Annotated in this window: 15 protein-coding genes; 5 read left to right on the plus strand and 10 right to left on the minus strand. The window is 33.2% G+C overall.

Annotated elements, in window-relative coordinates:
• Nucleotides 1-188 precede the first annotated feature (188 nt).
• The 4 genes from WPG_RS13785 to uvrA all read right to left on the minus strand — a co-directional run bounded on the left by WPG_RS13785 (nt 189) and on the right by uvrA (nt 7,919).
• Nucleotides 189-3,026, minus strand: coding sequence for a metalloprotease (locus WPG_RS13785; RefSeq protein ID WP_045473738.1), 2,838 nt, complete (start codon nt 3,024-3,026; stop codon nt 189-191).
• A complete protein-coding gene (locus tag WPG_RS13790; protein WP_045473740.1) occupies nt 3,023-4,297 on the minus strand; it encodes a hypothetical protein in 1,275 nt (424 codons plus the stop codon). Before WPG_RS13790 ends, WPG_RS13785 begins: the two co-directional genes overlap by 4 nt.
• Before the next feature lie 25 nt (nt 4,298-4,322).
• Entirely contained in the window at nt 4,323-5,009 is a 687-nt protein-coding gene (locus WPG_RS13795; RefSeq protein WP_045473742.1) for a TIGR00730 family Rossman fold protein, read from the minus strand.
• Nucleotides 5,010-5,090: 81 nt separating this feature from the next.
• The gene (gene uvrA / locus WPG_RS13800; protein ID WP_045473744.1) at nt 5,091-7,919 is read right to left on the minus strand and encodes an excinuclease ABC subunit UvrA; all 2,829 of its coding nucleotides are present in this window, start codon (nt 7,917-7,919) and stop codon (nt 5,091-5,093) included.
• Nucleotides 7,920-8,234: 315 nt separating this feature from the next.
• Between uvrA and WPG_RS18245 the strand changes: the two genes are divergently transcribed.
• On the plus strand, nt 8,235-8,411 hold the full coding sequence (locus WPG_RS18245; protein ID WP_171817188.1) for a hypothetical protein: 177 nt from the start codon (nt 8,235-8,237) through the stop codon (nt 8,409-8,411).
• Nucleotides 8,412-8,499: 88 nt separating this feature from the next.
• Here WPG_RS18245 and WPG_RS13805 read toward each other — a convergent pair whose 3' ends face one another.
• Nucleotides 8,500-8,781 (minus strand): hypothetical protein, encoded by a 282-nt coding sequence (locus tag WPG_RS13805; protein ID WP_045473746.1) that lies wholly within the window; start codon nt 8,779-8,781, stop codon nt 8,500-8,502.
• A gap of 323 nt (nt 8,782-9,104) precedes the next feature.
• Here WPG_RS13805 and WPG_RS13810 point away from each other — a divergent pair, with 323 nt between their 5' ends.
• The 4 genes from WPG_RS13810 (at nt 9,105) to WPG_RS13825 (ending at nt 12,260) form a co-directional block, all read left to right on the plus strand.
• Nucleotides 9,105-10,004: a porin gene (locus WPG_RS13810; RefSeq protein WP_144374481.1), complete on the plus strand. Its 900-nt coding sequence runs from the start codon at nt 9,105-9,107 to the stop codon at nt 10,002-10,004.
• A 279-nt stretch (nt 10,005-10,283) separates the two neighbouring features.
• Nucleotides 10,284-11,147: a hypothetical protein gene (locus tag WPG_RS13815; RefSeq protein ID WP_045473749.1), complete on the plus strand. Its 864-nt coding sequence runs from the start codon at nt 10,284-10,286 to the stop codon at nt 11,145-11,147.
• Nucleotides 11,148-11,185: 38 nt separating this feature from the next.
• On the plus strand, nt 11,186-11,710 hold the full coding sequence (locus tag WPG_RS13820) for a hypothetical protein (RefSeq protein ID WP_045473750.1): 525 nt from the start codon (nt 11,186-11,188) through the stop codon (nt 11,708-11,710).
• 58 nt (nt 11,711-11,768) lie between these two features.
• The gene (locus tag WPG_RS13825) at nt 11,769-12,260 is read left to right on the plus strand and encodes a DUF6252 family protein (RefSeq protein WP_045473751.1); all 492 of its coding nucleotides are present in this window, start codon (nt 11,769-11,771) and stop codon (nt 12,258-12,260) included.
• Here WPG_RS13825 and WPG_RS13830 read toward each other — a convergent pair.
• From WPG_RS13830 to WPG_RS13850, 5 genes are all read right to left on the minus strand, one after another.
• On the minus strand, nt 12,253-12,987 hold the full coding sequence (locus WPG_RS13830) for a hypothetical protein (protein WP_045473752.1): 735 nt from the start codon (nt 12,985-12,987) through the stop codon (nt 12,253-12,255). The genes WPG_RS13825 and WPG_RS13830 overlap by 8 nt on opposite strands.
• Before the next feature lie 13 nt (nt 12,988-13,000).
• On the minus strand, nt 13,001-13,903 hold the full coding sequence (locus WPG_RS13835; RefSeq protein ID WP_045473753.1) for a RimK family alpha-L-glutamate ligase: 903 nt from the start codon (nt 13,901-13,903) through the stop codon (nt 13,001-13,003).
• Nucleotides 13,904-13,906: 3 nt separating this feature from the next.
• A complete protein-coding gene (locus tag WPG_RS13840) occupies nt 13,907-17,170 on the minus strand; it encodes a S41 family peptidase (protein ID WP_045473755.1) in 3,264 nt (1,087 codons plus the stop codon).
• A 97-nt stretch (nt 17,171-17,267) separates the two neighbouring features.
• Nucleotides 17,268-18,974: a gamma-glutamyltransferase gene (gene ggt / locus WPG_RS13845; RefSeq protein ID WP_045473757.1), complete on the minus strand. Its 1,707-nt coding sequence runs from the start codon at nt 18,972-18,974 to the stop codon at nt 17,268-17,270.
• The gene (locus WPG_RS13850) at nt 18,971-19,573 is read right to left on the minus strand and encodes an ACP phosphodiesterase (RefSeq protein ID WP_045473759.1); all 603 of its coding nucleotides are present in this window, start codon (nt 19,571-19,573) and stop codon (nt 18,971-18,973) included. The genes ggt and WPG_RS13850 overlap by 4 nt, the downstream gene beginning before the upstream one ends.
• Nucleotides 19,574-19,678 lie beyond the last annotated feature (105 nt).

A 19,678-nucleotide genomic window follows, 5' to 3' on the forward strand; every position in this document is an offset into this window, starting at 1 on the left:
TGCTCGTTTCATAGGTTCGTTTTACAGTCCTGCAAAATTAGTGATTTTAACACTCTTGTGCAATAGTGTGAAATGTTATATTTTTGAATTATTACCAGTAAATCAAATTTAAAAATACGAATTACATAAAATAATTCAATATTTTAACATATTGATAAGAATTCGTTAATAAGTGAGTTATCTACTTTTTAATACCACTTTCTTCTAAAAAGCCCTAAGAGCACTTGCGGATCTACCGTAAACATAAAGCGTATGCGTTCATCATAATTTGGTTGTGCGACTTCCCATCCACGGTTAGAGTATAAGGGTAAATAGATTTCAAAATAGTCTTCAACTAAATTGAGTCTAATTCCAGAATCGTAAACAAAATTTGCAGAATCAAATTTGTTCTTTACTAATCCAACATCTCCGTAGAATTGAATATATCTCCAAATAGAAGTGCTAAAGTTTCCTGTAGTCATCCATTGATTAGCAAAGGGAGTTTCTAACATAGATTTAAAACCACCTTCAGTAATAATGATTTGTTGACTAAAAATACCTGCGGCTTCAGATCTTCCTAAATAATTTAAATCGAATAAATAATCTGTGGGACGATCTAGAGCAAAACTAAAGTAGTTTGAATTAGGGTTCGTATTATTATCTAAAAACACACCAGCGAATAATCTAAAATTAATATTTCGATTGCTTTTAGTCAATTTTCTGAATTCATAATTGAGTGAAAGCTTGCTAAAGTTATCTGCGACCTGGAAGTCTGTTGCAAAACGCGAAAAGTTAATTATACCAGGATTAGAATGCGTATACCTTAAGTTAAAAACACCATAGTCTGGCTCGTCGACTTCTACAATAGCATTTTCACCAATATCTCTACGGATGCTCACATAACGTGCTGTGATACGATCTAATTGATCCGATCTAAAATCATTGTCATTTCTAAATGTAAATGAAACTGAAGGTCGTATTCTTGTGAAGAACGCGTCTTCGGCAAAAGATCTGTAGCTAGCAGAAACACCATAAGAAATATCAAATAGATTCTGATCTTCCATATTATGAGTATAGAATACAGATGCTGAGCCAGTTAAAGATTTAGATTTAGTAGCATACTGTGGTGAAAACCTGTAATTAAGGCGTTTTCTAAGAATGGTTTTGTTATAAACTTTGGTACCTAAAGTTAATCCGTCATAAATGTTTTTAAACTCAACGAGTGGCATAAAGAAAATCTGATTATAGTCAGGATCCTCTATATCTTTAAAAAGTCTAAATTGTAAAGGCTTGTTGTTAATGAATGAACCATTTACGGATTTATGATTATCCCTTTGGTTAAATTCGGGAACAACATTATCGTAGTCCAATACAAATTTTTCGGTATTATCTTTTGGTAAGCTTATGGTTTTAGTATCTTTAATATCCTCAATCCATAATTGATCTGTTACTGAATCATTCACCAATTTAAAAAGAGATATAGGCATGTTATTCTCTCTTTTATTTTTTAATGTAACTTTAATAGAATCTTCAGTGGTTTCTATGGCTTTTATCTTAAAATCAATTTTCTTTCTTGTATTCACGTAATCTGTAAAAAACCAATTAATGTCTTTACTGGTTTTTGATTTTATAAAGGATTCAAAATCTGAAATGTTAACGGATTTTAAGCTATTAGAATTAAGGAATTCCCTGATGCTTTCATTTAATGACATATCATCAGCAAATTGATCTAAATAATTTAGACCAACACCAGCCTTATATTTTCCAGCGATATTTGCATTAAACTTTATGAGTGAGTCTTTTGATGTTGTTAAAGGCTGATCTCTATTTTTTCGAGCCACCTCCATAGAATATAAAAAGTACTGAAAGTTGAAATCTAAATCCGCAGCATGAAAAGCTCTGATTCCCCAAATATTTGCTAATGTTCCTAAAAGTTTCATATCTGGATAATTCTCTTCAACATATTTTGCCAGAAAATAAATTTGAAGTCCTTCACCTAGCCAATGCTCCTTTCTAGGATTAAGTAGTAATATATTATCAATGTATTTTTTTAGAGAGGTTTTAAGCAATTTTAATTCGTATTGAAACTCATCAGGAAATGGACGTAAAAAATCGGGTAACTGATTTAGACCATACAATGGGTTTTTATTGTATTCAATATTAGATACTAATAATTGTTTATGAGGATATTCACCCAAGTGATCTCTTAAAAAACGCGTAATCTTATCGGTTAATATGGCTTTTTGGGCACCTGGAAGCCCCTTTTCATTAATGTTGGAGATAAGAATTAAATCATCGGTTTGTACAAATCCATATCGCGGGAATTTATTTAATGATAAATAGGTGTCAACTCTGTCTTTTCCGTATAATGTAGTAGTTAGTGTTTTATCACTATTACTATCTGATGAGATAAAATCTAATTCTGATGTCGCTCTGTAGTTTAAAGGGTGCGTTATTTTTATGGTGATATCTGACTTAGGGACAAATAAATCATCTAAGTTTTTATTGCTGTAATAATTCCACTTTCCATCATAGACCGCAGGAGTGATATACCAATATTTAAGTTCAAAATCTTTGCTTTTAGCATAGCCATAATCTGTAAAACTAGCATCAGGAATAACAAGAATATATTCTAAAGTTAGAGTGTAAGACGCTTGAGGCCGTAACGCCGTTTTTAAATCTACTTTTATGACATCGGGATGCGCCTTTAAATTTTCATATTCTAAGCTCGTATTGTCTTTGTCTTTTATAGACGTAACAAGTGTATAACCACGTTGTTCACTTTTAGCTAAGTGAAATTTAGTGCTAAATTCTTCTTCAAAACGTTTGGCGAGTGGAGTGTTTTTAGTAGAGAAACTATTATTCCAATCGTTTAAATAAATCTCCTTTAAAATATCTGATGATTCGTTTTTATATATAACAGTTTGAGAGACTTTAATAGTTTTAGTTTCAACATCTACAATGGCATCAATGCTAATTTCATTTTGAGACCATAATAGATTACTAAAAACTAGTATAACAAACGATATAAATAAGTTTCTAATCAATTAGATATAATGAATTTAAGCGGTTTAACGTTTAGATTTAGAGGCTCAATATAATATAAGCCACTTGCTAAGCCAGAAATATTGAATCGTTGTTTGTTATCTGTATTGGTGCGCAGCGTCTTTATTTTTTGACCTATATTATTGTATATAACGAGGTCTGTGTTTTTTAGTTGAAAATCATTTACATTAATCACCAACTCATTTTTAATGATTGTTTTCTCTAAACTGAAGCTAATAACATTATCAAAATTATTAGCATTAAGTACAGTTGCATCCGTTTCTAAAGACAATGTAACGGGAAGATGATCGCTAAAATTGTGTAAGGCATCTCTAATTTCAAATGAGAATTCAGAACTTGAATTACCACAATTCGTAGAATTAATACGACTATTGTAACAAGAAGATAAACCATTGTTTCCATAAACTTGATAGGAATCAGCGACATAACTAATAGCTGATGTGCTTATCATGTTTTCTGAAGTTAAGATAAAATCAAATCGATCATCAAAACCACCTGTAGAACCACCAAACCCATTCTGCGTGCGTGTAGATTGCGTAAACACATCGACAAAGCTTACATTATTGTTCCAACTACCAATGCGATTGGCAGGATCAGCAAATGTTATATTATTGGTGCTATCTAATAACTCCTGAAAAGCAGATTCTGTAGCTGTATAAATATTTAAATCTCCAGTCAACATCACATTGGTTGTTGCCGGAAGCGTATTTAAATAAGCGTCTAATTCTTGAACCATTTCAAAACGACGTTGTGCATTTACGGTGCCACTTGAAGCTTTGAGGTGACAAACCACAACGTAAAATTCAATTGGGTTTGTAGCTTGGTCGACAGTATTTAATTTGAGTTTATAAACATTAAAATCTCTGAGCTCAGTTGGGACTATAATTTCCTCATCAAGAATAAATTTTGTGCTGTCATAATACAGTAAGTTCTGCAAATCGTTTTGGTTTCCAGAAAGATCGTCTGATGTGTTAGAGACATAGGTAGCCATTTCAAAATTAGCACTTATGGATGATCTTGTAATATTTAAAACCGTGTTTGCACCAGTAATATTATTCAACTCACAAACTAAAAATAAATCGGGTTGATAGTCTGAAAGGATTAGTTCTAAATCGTCTTCACGATTAGCAACAGCAGTTTCGAGCGGATAATTAAGCAAATTATAAAACATCACTTTAAAGGTCTCTTGTGCAGAAACATTTAAACTAAAAACGAAACTAAATAATAAGAAACTTAGGATTTTCTTCTTCATAGCAGTGAATACAAAATTTGGTTTCTTAGAAGTTAGGACTTAATCCAGATTTTTCATAGAAGGCGTTGAGTATTTCTATGACTTCGTCTCCAGAATCTACTAGATGTATTAAATCTAAATCTTTAGCACTAATATTACCAGCATCAAGAAGTGTAGATTTAACCCAATCCATTAATCCGCCCCAAAATTCTTTTCCAACTAAAATTATTGGAAACGTTTCAATTTTGTGGGTTTGTATTAAGGTAATCGCTTCAAACAATTCATCTAAAGTTCCAAAACCTCCTGGCATTACCACAAAGCCTTGCGAGTATTTTACAAACATAACTTTACGCACAAAGAAGTAATCGAAGTCTAAACTCTTATCACCATCTATATAGGGATTATCATGTTGCTCAAAAGGCAATTCAATGTTTAGACCTACGGAAGTACCTCCAGCAATATGTGCACCTTTATTACCAGCTTCCATGATACCTGGTCCACCACCAGTAATCACTCCATAGCCATTATCAACTATTTTCTGAGCGACTTCTACAGCAAGTTTATAATATTTATGATCTGGTTTTGTTCTTGCAGATCCAAATATAGAAACACAAGGACCTATTTTACTTAACTTCTCATAACCGTTAACAAACTCTCCCATGATTTTAAAAATCGCCCAAGAGTCATTGGTCTTAATTTCATTCCACCTTTTATGGTTTTTCTCATTTCTCATATATCAATATCATATTTTAGTATTGCAAACCTACTAATATAATTCTTTTAAATTCACATTAGCAACTGAAGCAATATATTACTAGTTCAATTCTTTTTTCAAAAATTTAGCCGTATAGCTATTTTCATCTTTTATAATTTGTTCTGGTGTGCCTTTAGCAACAACTTGTCCACCAGCTTTTCCGCCTTCAAAACCAATGTCTATAATATAATCAACGGTTTTTATAACATCTAAGTTGTGTTCTATAATTAAAACTGTATTTCCTTTGTCTGCTAATTTGTTCAGTACTTTCATTAAGACTCTAATGTCTTCAAAATGTAAACCCGTCGTAGGTTCATCTAAAATATAAAAGGTATTGCCAGTATCGCGTTTACTTAATTCAGTGGCTAGCTTAATACGTTGTGCTTCTCCACCAGACAGCGTTGTGCTTTGTTGTCCTAAAGTGATATAGCCTAAACCGACATCTTTTATTGTTTTTAGTTTTCTATGGATTTTAGGAATATGCTCAAAGAAACTTACAGCGTCTTCAATCGTCATGTTCAACACATCACTAATAGATTTTCCTTTATATCTAATTTCTAATGTTTCTCTATTAAAGCGTTTACCTTGGCAAGTTTCACACTCTACATAGACATCTGGTAAAAAGTTCATTTCAATAACACGCAATCCACCACCTTGGCAGGTTTCGCAACGTCCACCCTTAACATTAAAGCTAAAACGTCCTGGTTTATAACCACGAATCATAGCTTCAGGTATTTTAGCAAAAAGACTTCGGATTTCGTCAAAGGTCTTTGTGTAGGTTGCTGGATTACTTCTTGGAGTTCGTCCAATAGGTGATTGGTTAATATCTATAACTTTATCTGCATGCTCTAAACCCTTAATGCTTTTGTAAGGCATTGGCTTTTTAACACCATTAAAATAATAGGCATTAAGAATAGGATAGAGTGTTCCGTTAATTAAAGTTGATTTTCCACTGCCTGAAACACCAGTGACACCTATCATTTTACCTAAAGGAATTTCTATATCAACATTCTTTAAGTTATTTCCTGTACAGCCTTTTAAGACTATCTTTTTACCATTCCCTTTTCGTCTGGTTTTAGGAACCTCAATCTCTTTTTCACCATTGAGATAAGCTGCAGTAAGCGTATGTTCTTTTAGTAACGCTTTTGGTGTGCCTTCACTTATTATTTCACCACCATATTTACCAGCAAAAGGACCAATATCAATAACATGGTCTGCACGTTCAATCATGTCTTTATCGTGCTCAACAACAATAACCGAATTCCCAACATCTCTAAGAGCTACTAAAGAATTAATAAGTTTTTCATTATCGCGTTGATGTAAGCCAATACTTGGTTCGTCTAAAATGTAGAGGACACCAACCAATTGAGAGCCTATCTGTGTGGCCAAACGAATACGCTGTGCTTCACCGCCAGACAAAGATTTAGAACTTCTATTTAGTGATAAATAGGTTAAACCTACATCTAATAAAAACTGTGTACGCGCTTTAATTTCCTTAATGATTTCTTCAGCAATTTTTTGTTGGGTTTCGGATAAACGCGCATTTAAACCTTCTAGCCATTCTCCAAGTTCTACCACATCCATTTTTACCAGATCAGCAATACTTTTACCGTCAACTTTAAAGTATAAAGATTCTTTACGTAAACGAGAACCATTACAAACAGAACATTCTACTTTGTCCATATACTCTTTTGCCCAACGCACTAAAGAGGTAGAATTAGATTTGTATTGGTTTTGTATAAAGTTAGCAACACCTTCAAAATCGATATTGTAATCTCTTGCAACACCAAGAATTTTACTTTCAACAGTGAATTTATCTTTTCCTCCATAGAGTATAATCTGTTTCGCCTCTTCAGGAATGGCTTTCCATGGATCGGCTAACGAGAATTCAAAACGTTGTGCTATGGTTTGAAACTGTTTAAAAATCCAACTTTTCTTTTCAGGACCATGAGGAGCCAAGGCACCATTTTTTATAGATAGAGATTCGTCTGGCACCAATTTTTTATCATTAACCACATACAATTCTCCAATTCCGTTACAGTTTTGACAAGCACCTTTTGGTGAATTAAAAGAGAAGTTATTTGGTTCTGGATTTGGGTATGAGATCCCAGAAGACGGACACATTAAATTTCGGCTAAAATAACGCGATTCGTTAGTCTCTTGGTCTATCACCATTAAGACATCATCACCATGATACATGGCCGTATTAATGCTTTCCATTAATCGTTTTTCGTTATCCTGCGACTCATCAATTTTTAAACGATCAATCACAATTTCTATATCGTGCGTCTTGTAACGGTCTAGTTTCATGCCTTTTTCAAGGTCAACGATGTCGCCATCTGTACGCACTTTTACAAAGCCTTGTTTGGCAATTTGTTCAAACAATTCTCTGTAATGTCCTTTACGAGACCGAATCACTGGTGATAGGATGTTAATGCGTTTACCTTTATAAGACGCTAATATTAACGCTTTAATCTGCGCATCGCTATAGCTTACCATTTTTTTACCAGTTTCGTAACTGTAAGCATCTGCAGCTCTGGCATACAATAAGCGCAAGAAATCATAGATTTCTGTAATGGTACCAACTGTAGAACGTGGTGATTTACTTGTGGTTTTTTGCTCTATAGCAATTACAGGAGATAAACCATCAATCTTATCCACATCTGGTCGCTCTAAACTGCCTAAAAACTGACGTGCATAAGCAGAGAAAGTTTCTATATAGCGACGTTGCCCTTCTGCATAAATAGTATCGAAGGCCAAAGATGATTTACCACTACCAGAAAGCCCAGTAATAACTACTAGCTTCTCTCTAGGTATAGTCACATCAATGTTTTTAAGGTTGTGAACACGTGCACCTTTTACTTCAATAGAATCGTCGAATTGGCTCATAGATTTGCAAAAGCGCAAAGGTACAAATTTTGCGGTCAGTGCGAGTACGAAGGACGAAGCAATCTCATTAATTTAAATTAGAATAATTAAGCTAATTCTCTAAATGGTATATCACAAAATTTTATACTGAGAATGAATGTATAGGTAAACCTCATAAATTATTTTTTGATGAAATACATATTTTATCGTTGTATGGATAAATTTTTGTATATTGCGATCGGTAAACCTAAAAACTCTAGTTAATAAAGTAAAATTAAGTATACAATAACCATTATGCCCCTTACATATTGAGATTATTAAAGAATTTAAATTTTTATGAGATCACAAGTTAGAATCATTAACCAAAAAGCTAATATTTCACATTTAATGTTGAAAGACTTAGTTGTTAAGAAAGAACAAATTTATTTTACCGTTGGTGTTATTGGTTTATCAATCTGTTCTATACTATTTGTTATAGTTTGTTATAAAGCTTTAATTAGTTTATTGGCTTAATAGTTAGTGCTAATACTAAACAAAAATTATTTAGTTGTAACTAATTCTCCAGCTTCAATAGATTTGGAGTAATGGGCTTTAACTTTGGTTAAATATCCAAAAAACTTAGAACCGTCTTTTTTTTTAAAATCATATAAGTTGATCCATCAGTTGTAGTAATTACTTCATCTACAACAACCAAGTTACCATATACACTTTTGTAGTTAGCTACTTTCCCACGTTTTGTTAATATATTCAGTTTAGGAAATTTTACATAATTGTAAGTTGATGATTTATTAATTACGAGTTGGTCACCTACTTTTGGTTCGCTTTGTGAAAAGCTTAAAAAATAGAATCCTAAAAATAACAATGTAAAAAATGATTTTTTCATAATCAAAAGGTCAAAAATGCGAATACTGTAAAATTATTAAGAATAAATAAGAATATCAACGATTTTATGCTTTTTAAGTATTAAAAAGCACAAAATAACTTATTGCATTACACATAATTAATTGTCGTTTCATCTAATTAAAAAGGTGAGAAATTATATTTTTTATAACTTACTTTATAATTTACTAATGTACCAATCCTTATGGTATAGAATCACATAATTCTTTGTTGACTGCACGAATAGCATATTTACTCAGTATTGGGTCTAGTTTGATATGGTGCTTACTATTAATTTTAATGATTAACTAAATGACCAACCGGATTATGAAATACTTATTTGCTTTCAGCTTTTTCTTTTTTACAATTATGATTTATGCTCAGGATACATACAAGAGAACATATTATGTTCCCAAGAGTAAGCTTAAGTATTTAAAAGTTAAGAAAAAAGTCAAATTTTCAGATTTGGATTCTGTAAAACAAGATTCTATAAAGAACCGTTTTAAAGATTATAAAAAAATTGAATATACGACTTCGGAGATTATTAACGGGAAGAGTGTAGAGGTGAAGAAAGTAGAATTAGTGAATGACGATTTTTTTGTAAAACAGAAATATCTGATTGCAGAGAGTCCAAACAGGAATGAAGTTATAAAGGCTTTTATTAAGTTTCCAGATGATAAAAATGAAATTATAATAAACCCTTTTTTGAACAAAAAAGATACCATTAATTCCACCTATTATATAACATTAAAAAATCGACAAAAGTTATGGCTTCCATTTACTGAATTTACAATATCTTCTTTAACTATACCTTTAAAATATCGATTTAAAGATGAGGCAAATAATGTAAGTGAAGATTTTACTAGCGGTATTAATTTAAATTTTTTACTAGGTTTCTCTTATGGTAATTCTAGTTTTATGTTTAGAGACAAAGTTGGTAATAAATCTAATAGCTGGAAACTAACAGGAGGTATAATTCTTGGTGCATCTACAGTCGAGTTAAATAGTTCAAACACTTCATCGGCTAATATTCCTATCGAATCAGGAAACACAATCAATCAAGGTTTATTTAGTTTTGGTTTTGGAGCAACGTACGCATTTAATAAATTTAATTTTGGAGTTTTCTATGGATGGGACTACAGTTTAGGTGAAGCCTCAGAAAAATGGAATTATGATAAACTACCTTGGTTAGGAATTGGTGTAGGTTATTCTTTATTTAAGTTTTGATAATTATGGTAAATCTGCCATCCATTGGATTATGGAACGCTACAAAGTAAAAACAGATAAAAATTAAAGATGCATATTCAGATACTTACATACAAAAAATTCAAGATTTATTTCCTTCTATTCAATTGAGTAAAAATGAAATTTATAGGATTCTTTTTGGAACAGAATTAGATACAAAAGATTTTCATAAAAGACCACTAAGCAAGTTTAAGCACGATATATTAAAGAAATTAAAAATAATATAAATGAAAACAAAATTAAATAAAATACAAGTATACAATGAGTACATTTTTAACGGGAAAAGCATTAGAAAGTAAACTCACTGATATTATTTGGAATGCCAAAAAGTACGTGGTGATAGTTTCTCCTTTTATAAAACTAGATGAGCATACTAAAGAAATATTAGAGAAAATAAAAAATACACCAAAAATAGCTTTATACATTGTTTTTGGAGAGAACGAAGATTATAAATACAATAGTTTCAACGAGAATGATTTAGAATATTTTAAGGATTTTAAGAATATTACGATTTTATATAATAAAGATTTGCATGCAAAACATTATTCTAATGAAAATGAAGGTCTAATCACATCATTGAATTTATATGGTTATTCTATGATTCATAATGTAGAGTATGGCGTATATTTTTCTAAAACTATTTTATATCCTTTAGATAAATTGTTTGAAGAAACATACAATTTTACACATCAACTAATTCACGAATCTAGTGAGGTAGTTTATATTAAAAGACCTCAGTATTCTAAAAGTTTATTTGGCTTAAAAAAAGAAAGAGTAGGGTCAAATATTATATTCGATATTTGTGATGACTTTTTTGATAATTGTGGTCATTATGAAAAACGTTACTTTAGCGAATTTGATATGGAAACCGAAACTATCATAGAGAAGAAATACGGAAAGAAACCTGAGCGTGAAAAAGCTGAAACTTTTCAAAATCCAAAAAAAGTAGGTTATTGTATTCGTACTAGAGAAGAAATCCTTTTTAATCCTCAACAACCTTTGTCAAAAGAGGCTTGGAAAGTTTGGAATCGATATGGTGATATATACTTTCCAGAAAAGTATTGTCATGAAACGGGTAAAGCATCTAATGGTAAAACTAGTATGGCTAACCCAATATTAACATAACATAACAAAATTAAATACCTAAAGCTTAAAATTAATTTATGAAACTACTAGGAATATCCTCAAGAATAAACCACCCAGAATTTGGTAAAGGAGTCATTACTAACGTCACGGCAAAACACTATTGGGTCACATTTATAGATAAAGGTTTAGAAACTATAGATTTAGACTCAGACTTTGATGTGATAGAAGCCGCTGAAGATGATGTGGATACCGTCAGTTTTTACGAAGTAGAAAAAAGCTTAAGAGATATACTTAAAAAATGGTCAGATGCCTCTGAGGTCATTACCATTGCAGATAAGTGGAAAGGTGGTAAACTCATAATGCAACCAGGTGATGAGAACTTAAAGGCTAGTGAATTGCCTATAGATAAATTCTTTCATAAGATTACAATGGTGCGCGATCGCTTGCGTGTGATGGAGCAGAAGATTAACTCCAGTAATTTAGAAGCGCAAGAAAAGATAGATCTACAGCAATATATTACCAGAAGTTATGGTAGTTTAACGAGTTTTAATGTGTTGTTTAAGCTAAAGACACAGCAGTTTAAAGGACAAAGTTCTAAATAATTTATAAAATATGATGACATAATATATAATTTACGATATACATGTAAACCACTATATTATGAAAACAAAATTTTTATTACTTATCCTTATAATTTCAGGAGTTTGTGCATGTTCTAAAAGCGATGATTCTTCAGATAACGACATGCCAGATTTAAATTCTCGATTGACTGCTAAAATTAATGGTGAACAGTTTAATTCTAGTCAAGTATATGTTAGCATTCAAGAAGGTGCTAACAGCAAAGACTTAACAATAAGTGGAAATGACGTTTCTGCTAAGATTCTGTTGATTAGTCTTTTTGGGTTGCAAGACGTAGGTACTTATGAATTAAATTCAGGCTTTAGTTCTGTTAGATATTTTAATGAAAACGATGAAGAATATAAATGCAGTGGTACAAGCGATACGAATTGTGGCGCAATAACCGTATTATCTGATGATGGCGAAGAAATTAAAGGGACTTTTACCGCTGAGTTAACCTCTTTAACCGATCCAAATGAGACTATAAGTATTACTGATGGAGAATTCACAGCTGAATATTATACACCTAATTAAATGAAAGTCCTTTAACATCACCCATCTCCAAATCCAAAAACAACAACTTATGAAAGCTAGGCAATTGCGCACCACTTTCTGTTGTGATCCAATTGTCCCAAGTGGCTTCTAAACCGTCAATAGGTAGAATTGAAGTCCACATTTGGTAGCTTTTAGGTTTGCCTGTGTCGTCTAAATGCCACAAGTAAGAATCACCAGGCGTTGTGCCACCAGAAGTAAATGTGACTAAAAGTGCATTTTTATTAGCATCAGTTTTAACTAATCGACGCTCTACATTGGCTTCAAAAGATTTATAGGGTGCTACTAACCAAAACGAGTCATTGTTAAAGTAGGTTTCTGCTTTATGAATGTAATCGTGTTTTTCTACTCCGTCATACTCTTGTTTCGCAACAAATACTTTAGAATTATCGTGGTTTTTTAAATCTAAAATCACCGTAAAATCATCCCAAGAGACTTCACAAGTTTTATCAGTTTTATACCATTTGTAGTGGTGACGCCCTTTAAAGGTCCATTCTAAATAATCTGTGTTTATATAAGCTTCTTCATTTAAGGTTTGTAGCATTTGAGTGGCTAAGGCATCTGCTTCTGCTCCTTGTTGTCCTTCTGGTAAATCTTCATTGTATTTTAAGTACATGAAGCCAAAGAGTAGGAGTGTTGGTAAGGTGAAGAATATGATGATACCTCCAATTATTTTTAGAATGCGTTTAGGTGTTAGTTTTTTTGCCAAAATATATTAGTGTTTAGAACAAAGTTAACTTTTCTTTTGTTGCCTTAGCCAAAACATTAGCGGCATTAGGATGATTCCTAAACCATAATTCGGGTTCAATAAGCTCTAGTTCCGAAACCGCTAGGGTTTCATCATTATCGAGAAAAATATCTACACGTGCATGCAATGGTAATTCTGGGCAACCTGTTACGGCATGTTCTGCAAACTTAATCTCAGCTTCAGTTGGTGAGTAGTCATATACAGAACCTCCAAAATCGTCTTGTACTCTAAAATCGCCAGCTTTGGCCTTTTTTAAAATAGCATGTGTAAATTGGCCATTAAAAACCATCATAGAAATTTCACCTTGGCTCACAATGTTATGTTGAAAAGGCTGTAGCATCATGGCTTCACTTTTAATTAACTCAGCAAAAATAGTCTCATGTTCAGAGAGATTGCTGGGATTTAGCTTATACGTATGTCTTGCGGCAGCAGAAACACAGGGTTTTAATACGGTATCACACCAATTAAGTTTGTTGTGTAGTTCTTTAAGCGTAATCTCAGTGCCAGTTTCAATAAACTCAGTTTCTGGAATATGAACTTTATTGGCTTTTAAATCGTTGAGGTAGTGCTTGTCTATATTCCAACGAATCAATCGTTCAGAATTCAAAAGCTTTGTTTGCTTTGCTACAAAACGCAGCCATTCTGAGAATTCATTAAAGCGATCAAAATAATCCCATGTTGTCCGAAACATAATAGCCTTTGTTGTTGACCAATCAAATTCTAAATCATCCCAAGCTTTTCTATCTACGATTAAGCCTTCAGATTTAAGAGCGTTAACTACAAGTTCGTCTTCGTAAAAGACATTATGCTTATACGGATCATCACTATCTTTTAAATAGCGATGATCCGTTAAGACAATGACATCGAATTTTGCCATATATTAATTATCAGATTTGTAACCAGCTGGTCGTTTCCAACGCACAGGAGCTTTTGGTTCTGGTTTCATTTTAAATTCATTACCCTTTAATAATCTTAAGGCTTCTTGTACAGCACGCTCTAATTGCGGATCTATACCTTTAGACGTTAACTTTGGCTCTTGTATCACTTCAATATCTGGTGCAACACCTTCACCTTCAACAGCCCATTCTCCATTGACATCATAAAAACCACCTCTTGGTGCAACCATACGACCTCCATCAATAAAACGTGGTGTATCCCAAGTTCCTACTAAGCCTCCCCAAGTTTTTGTTCCGATTAATGGACCCATATTTTTCATTTTAAACATATAAGGCAATAAATCACCACCTGATCCTGCACGTTCGTTTATTAGCATCACTTTTGGTCCCCAAATACCAGCAATTGGAGTAGTCCATGGTCTATTATCTCCTGCTTTACTATTAAAATAACCGAATAGCTCACGACCCATAATATCAATCATATAATCTGCGGCAGAACCACCACCATTATTACGCTCGTCTATAACTGCTCCTTTCTTATCTTGTTGAGAGAAATAGTAACGATTAAATGAGGTAAAACCACCACCTCCAGTGTTAGGAACATAGACATAGGCTAACTTACCTTTAGATAACTCATCTACTTTTCTGCGATTACCTTCTACCCAATCAATAGTTCTTAAACCACGTTCGCTACCAACAGGTTTAACTAAAACCGTTCTAGCACCTGTCATTGATGGTTGAGAGTTTACTGTAATATTGATTTCGCGCCCAGAAGTTTGTTCTAATAAACTGTAAGGGTTTTGTCCTGCAGAAAGTTGAGTGCCATTAATTGCTAAAATATAATCACCTACATTAACTTTAATTCCTGGTTGTGCTAAAGGGGCTTTTAAATTCGGATTCCAACGTTCTCCATTAAAGATTTTTGAAATTCTGAAGTTGCCATTCACCACTTCAATATCACAACCTAATAAGCCAATAGGCACACGATCTACATTAGGGAAATCACCACCAGACACATACGAATGTCCTACGGCAACTTCACCACTCATAATATCCACAACGTAGTTTAAGTCTGTTCTGTGTCGTACATGATCAATCCAAGGTGCATACCATTTGTAAACATCATCCCAAGGTGCTCCATGCACATTATCTACATATAAGAAGTCTCTCATATATCTCCAACCTTCTTTAAAGATTTGATGTGCCTCAGCTTTTGGATCGAGCTTTATTTTAAGATTCGTTTTTAAATTATCTTTTCCAGGTTTTGGTGGAGCAGTTGCACTTGCTAAAACCCAACTTCTATTTTGAAAGAGTAAAATTGATTTTCTATCTTCTGAGGCTACCATTTGGTTAACACCATCTGCATAATCCGTTGCTTTCTCTTTTTCGACATCATAAGAATGCACTTTTAATCCATTAGCATTAGGTATAGCTTCAGCAATAAAGACTTTATTCTTAGGACCTTTTAATAAGGCTATATAATTTCTTGCAGGTAAGTCTAAAGCAACAGCACGATCGAAAATACCGTTTTCATCAATAGTTACTGTAACTCCATCTGAAGACTTTTTATCATCTTTCTTGTCATCCGATTTATCTTCGTCTGCTTCTTTTTTCTTTATGGCTTCCATATCACTCTTCGGAAGATTTGGTGCGTCATCATTAGCATTTAGTACTACAGCATATAAACTTCTTGTTAAATTAGCAGCAGGATCGTAATTACTCATATCTAACCAACCCGATTGTAAGCCATAATTGGTACTTGCTAATGTGTATAAATAATTACCTGAAGCATCCCAAACAGGTGTAATAGCATCAGCTATTGGATCTGTAAGTTGTATCGTTTTCTTTGAATTTACGTTATAAGCAAAGATGGATTTAAAATGACTATCTTGTTGTTTTGGGAACGCAATCCATTTACTATCTGGCGACCAAACCGGATTCATAGTTCTATTAGGATGTGCATAGCGATCTGTTGCTACCTTAATCGTTTTTTTGGTTTCTAAATTAAGAATCCAGACATTATAATGCGTATCTGAATAGGCAATGTATTTGCCATCTGGTGACCAATCTGGTTGAAAGTAGAAGGTAGGATTTGGTAACTTAATAGCTTCTGCGTTTTGCCCATCTTGATCGGCTAACATTAATTGGTATTCACCTCCTTTATCAGAAAACCAAGCTATTTTATCACCTTTAGGTGACCAAATAGGATTACGGTCAGCAACATCTGGTGAGTTGGTTATATTCATCCAAGTCCCATTTTCTTTAGGTACTGTGAAGATTTCACCACGATGTTCAAAAATAGCACGCTTACCTTTTGGAGATACATTTGGATTAGATAATTGAAATGCTGATACATTATCCCATTTTGTTCTATAGAAATTTAAATCTGCTTTAACGTCTATATTTAGTTGTTTTGTATTATTAGAACTTGGACTATAAACATGAAGATAACCTCCTTGTTCATACACAATTTTGTCTTTACTTGCATCTAGACTTTTAACGTCGAATTTTTTATGAAATGTGATTTGTTTTTCTTCTTTTGTATTTGGATTAAATGACCAAATATTCATCGTATAGTCACGCTCAGACATAAAGTAAACGTTACCATTTAACCAAACAGGGTCTAAATGACGCTCACCTGTTGGTTGTGATGTTCTTACTAAGTCCTTTGTTTTCATATCTACAACCCAAATAGGCATGGCTTGACCACCTCTATAATTTCTCCATTCTGCATCCCAACCCGTAATTGGAGTATAGGCAATATGCTTTCCATCTGATGATAGTTCTCCATAAGCAGCTCGAGGAATATCTAAAGCTTCTGGAAGTCCGCCTTTGGTAGAAACTGTAAAAAACTTATTAGTCATTGTCGGCTGAGATTCTCTACCAGAACGAAACAAGACTTTTCCATCTGGAGTCCAGCCTTGTACAAAATCACCTCCTGGATGATAGGTGAGACGTTTTGGTTCTCCACCATCAGAAGGCATTACAAAAACATCTACATTACCATCGTATTGTGCTGTAAACGCAATCATCTTCCCATCGTTAGAAAAATGAGGGCTAGATTCGTAACCGTCATCACTTGTAAGTCTAATTGCTGTTCCGCCATTAATGGATGATTTCCACAGGTCGTTAGCGTAAACAAAGACGACATCGTCTCCATGTAATGTTGGTTGTCTTAATAGTTGTGTGCCTTGAGAGAAGCTGAATAATGAATAGCATAATGCTATTGCAATGATAAATTGTCGCATTTTTTGATTGGTTTTAAGAAGTAAATATGTCTAGTAGATTCGGTGAGTATAAATATACAATTTAGAGTATTTGAAAATTCTAAAACAATGTTAAAACCTAAAAACCTACAGCAGTATCGTCTCCACGTTTATCTGCACCACCTTCTAGTGTACCATCCTCTAACATTAAAATGCCATCTACTTTTCCAATGATTGGTGTACGTTCTAAATTTACGATGTAACCTTTAGTTTCTAATTGTTTAATTAAATCAGGACTAAAAGAATTTGGTTCCATACGAATCTCGTCTGGTAACCATTGATTATGAAAACGAGGTGCATCAACAGCTTCTTGCATGGTCAATTCAAAATCATGGACGTTGAGTATGGTTTGTAAAACTGAGGTTATAATAGTGGATCCACCTGGTGTACCAACAGACATATAAAGCTCTCCATCTTTTTCTACAATTGTTGGTGTCATAGAACTTAACATTCTTTTTTCTGGTGCAATGCTATTGGCTTCTGCACCTATTAAACCATAATAATTTGGCTCTCCTGGTTTACTACTAAAATCATCCATTTCGTTATTTAAAAAGAAACCGAGATCATCTACATAAAGTTTAGATCCGTAACCTCCGTTTAGTGTTGTAGTTACTGCAATAGCATTCCCAAATTGATCAACAATAGAGTAGTGGGTAGTTTCATCACTTTCATAACCGACAATAGCTCCATGAGAAATCGAATCTACTGGAGTTGGGTTTTCAAAAGAGAAATCTTTCATCCGTTCACTAAGATAAACGTCGCTCGTTAATGTTGAATTTGGAATGTCTACAAAATCTGGATCACCTAAATAAAAGCTACGGTCTGCATAAGCTCGTTTTTCGGCTTCAACAATCACTTGAATTGATTTTAAGGAATTGTGTCCAAAATCATGTAAGTCAAAAGGTTCTACCATTTTCATAATTTGATTCAAACAAATGCCACCAGAGGATGGAGGAGACATGGATGTAATTGTTAAGTCATCATACTGAAATTGTACAGGATCTCTCCATTTGGCTTCATATTTTTCTAAATCTTCAAGTGTAATAATACTTCCTCTTGCTTGAAGGTAATTTACCAGACGTTTAGCAGTTTCACCTTTATAAAACTCATCTCTACCGTTTTTAGAGATGCGTTCTAGAGTCTGAGCTAATGGTAAGTTTATGACTTTATCATTAGCTTTTAGGTTATTATTGTAGAGTATTTCTTTTCCGTTGACAGCTCTAATCATACTATCGTAATGCGCAATACGCTTTTCTTGTTTATCAGTCACAGTATAACCATTTTTTGCTAAGGCTATCACTGGTTTTAAGATGGTTTCTATATCGAGTTTGCCAAAGCGTTTTTGAGCTTCAAAAATTCCAGCAATAGTTCCAGGAACTCCGACAGCCATACTGCCAACAGTACTTAAATCTTTAATCACATCTCCATTCTCATCCAAATACATGTTTTTTGTAGATGCTAATGGAGCTTTCTCTCTATAATCTAATGCGCCTTTGGTGCCATCTGCCATTCTATATACTAAAAAACCACCTCCACCAAGATTGCCTGCATAGGGATATGCAACAGCTAAAGCCATTTCGGTTGCCATCATAGCGTCAAAAGCATTTCCATTAAGTTTAAGAATTTCTACGCCAATTTTTGAAGCTTCTTTTCTTGCACTAACAACCATAGCTTCTTTTGCAATTAAGCCTCTTTTATTGATTGGATTTGCCTGTGTTTTTTCTTCATTTTTACAATTTGTAACAAGAACAAATACTAGTAGACAAAGTGAAAGTAAGCGATTCATATATTATATTGTTTTTCTATTTCTTTTCGTTTTTTAGTACTAAATGTAATTAGCTCTTTAAAGAAGAGCGTAAATTCATTTTCAAAATCAGTATAATGAGCTCTTAATTCTTTTGTGGCTTCATTCATTTTTGATTTTCCTTTAGTTCTCCTGTTCATTCCATCTAAAACCAATTGAATACCATCAATTCTAGCATAGCTTAATAACCAATTTCCTTTTATCATTATAGGTACAAACTTTTTAAATCGGTCTGGTAGATGATCAAAATGTTTATTTAAACTTAAATAAAAAGCATCGATATAATCTTCTAATGGAGTAACTGAATACTGTTGCCAATTCTTTGCTAGAAAATGATCGCAAAAAATATCTACAATGACACCACTGTAATGGCTGTAGTTTTTATGTAAGCGTTTTTTACTTTGTTTTATTATGGGATGTGCATCAGTAAAGGTGTCAATTTCACGATGTAATTGAATACCTGCTTGCATGGCTACAGGGAAACTTGTGTAATTTCCACCTCTTACACCATCTCCTGCAAAATTGCCGATCCTTAGTAATTCATTATCGCTAGAGAGATATATGTGGGCTAAAAAATTCATAGTATTTCCCGTGAAAACAGGAATCTTATAGTTATAGATATTTCTAATTGGAAATTTACAAATTCACGTTAACATAATCGACATATCTATTTATATTTGCTAAAA

This window comes from Winogradskyella sp. PG-2, from assembly GCF_000828715.1.
Lineage (GTDB): Bacteria > Bacteroidota > Bacteroidia > Flavobacteriales > Flavobacteriaceae > Winogradskyella.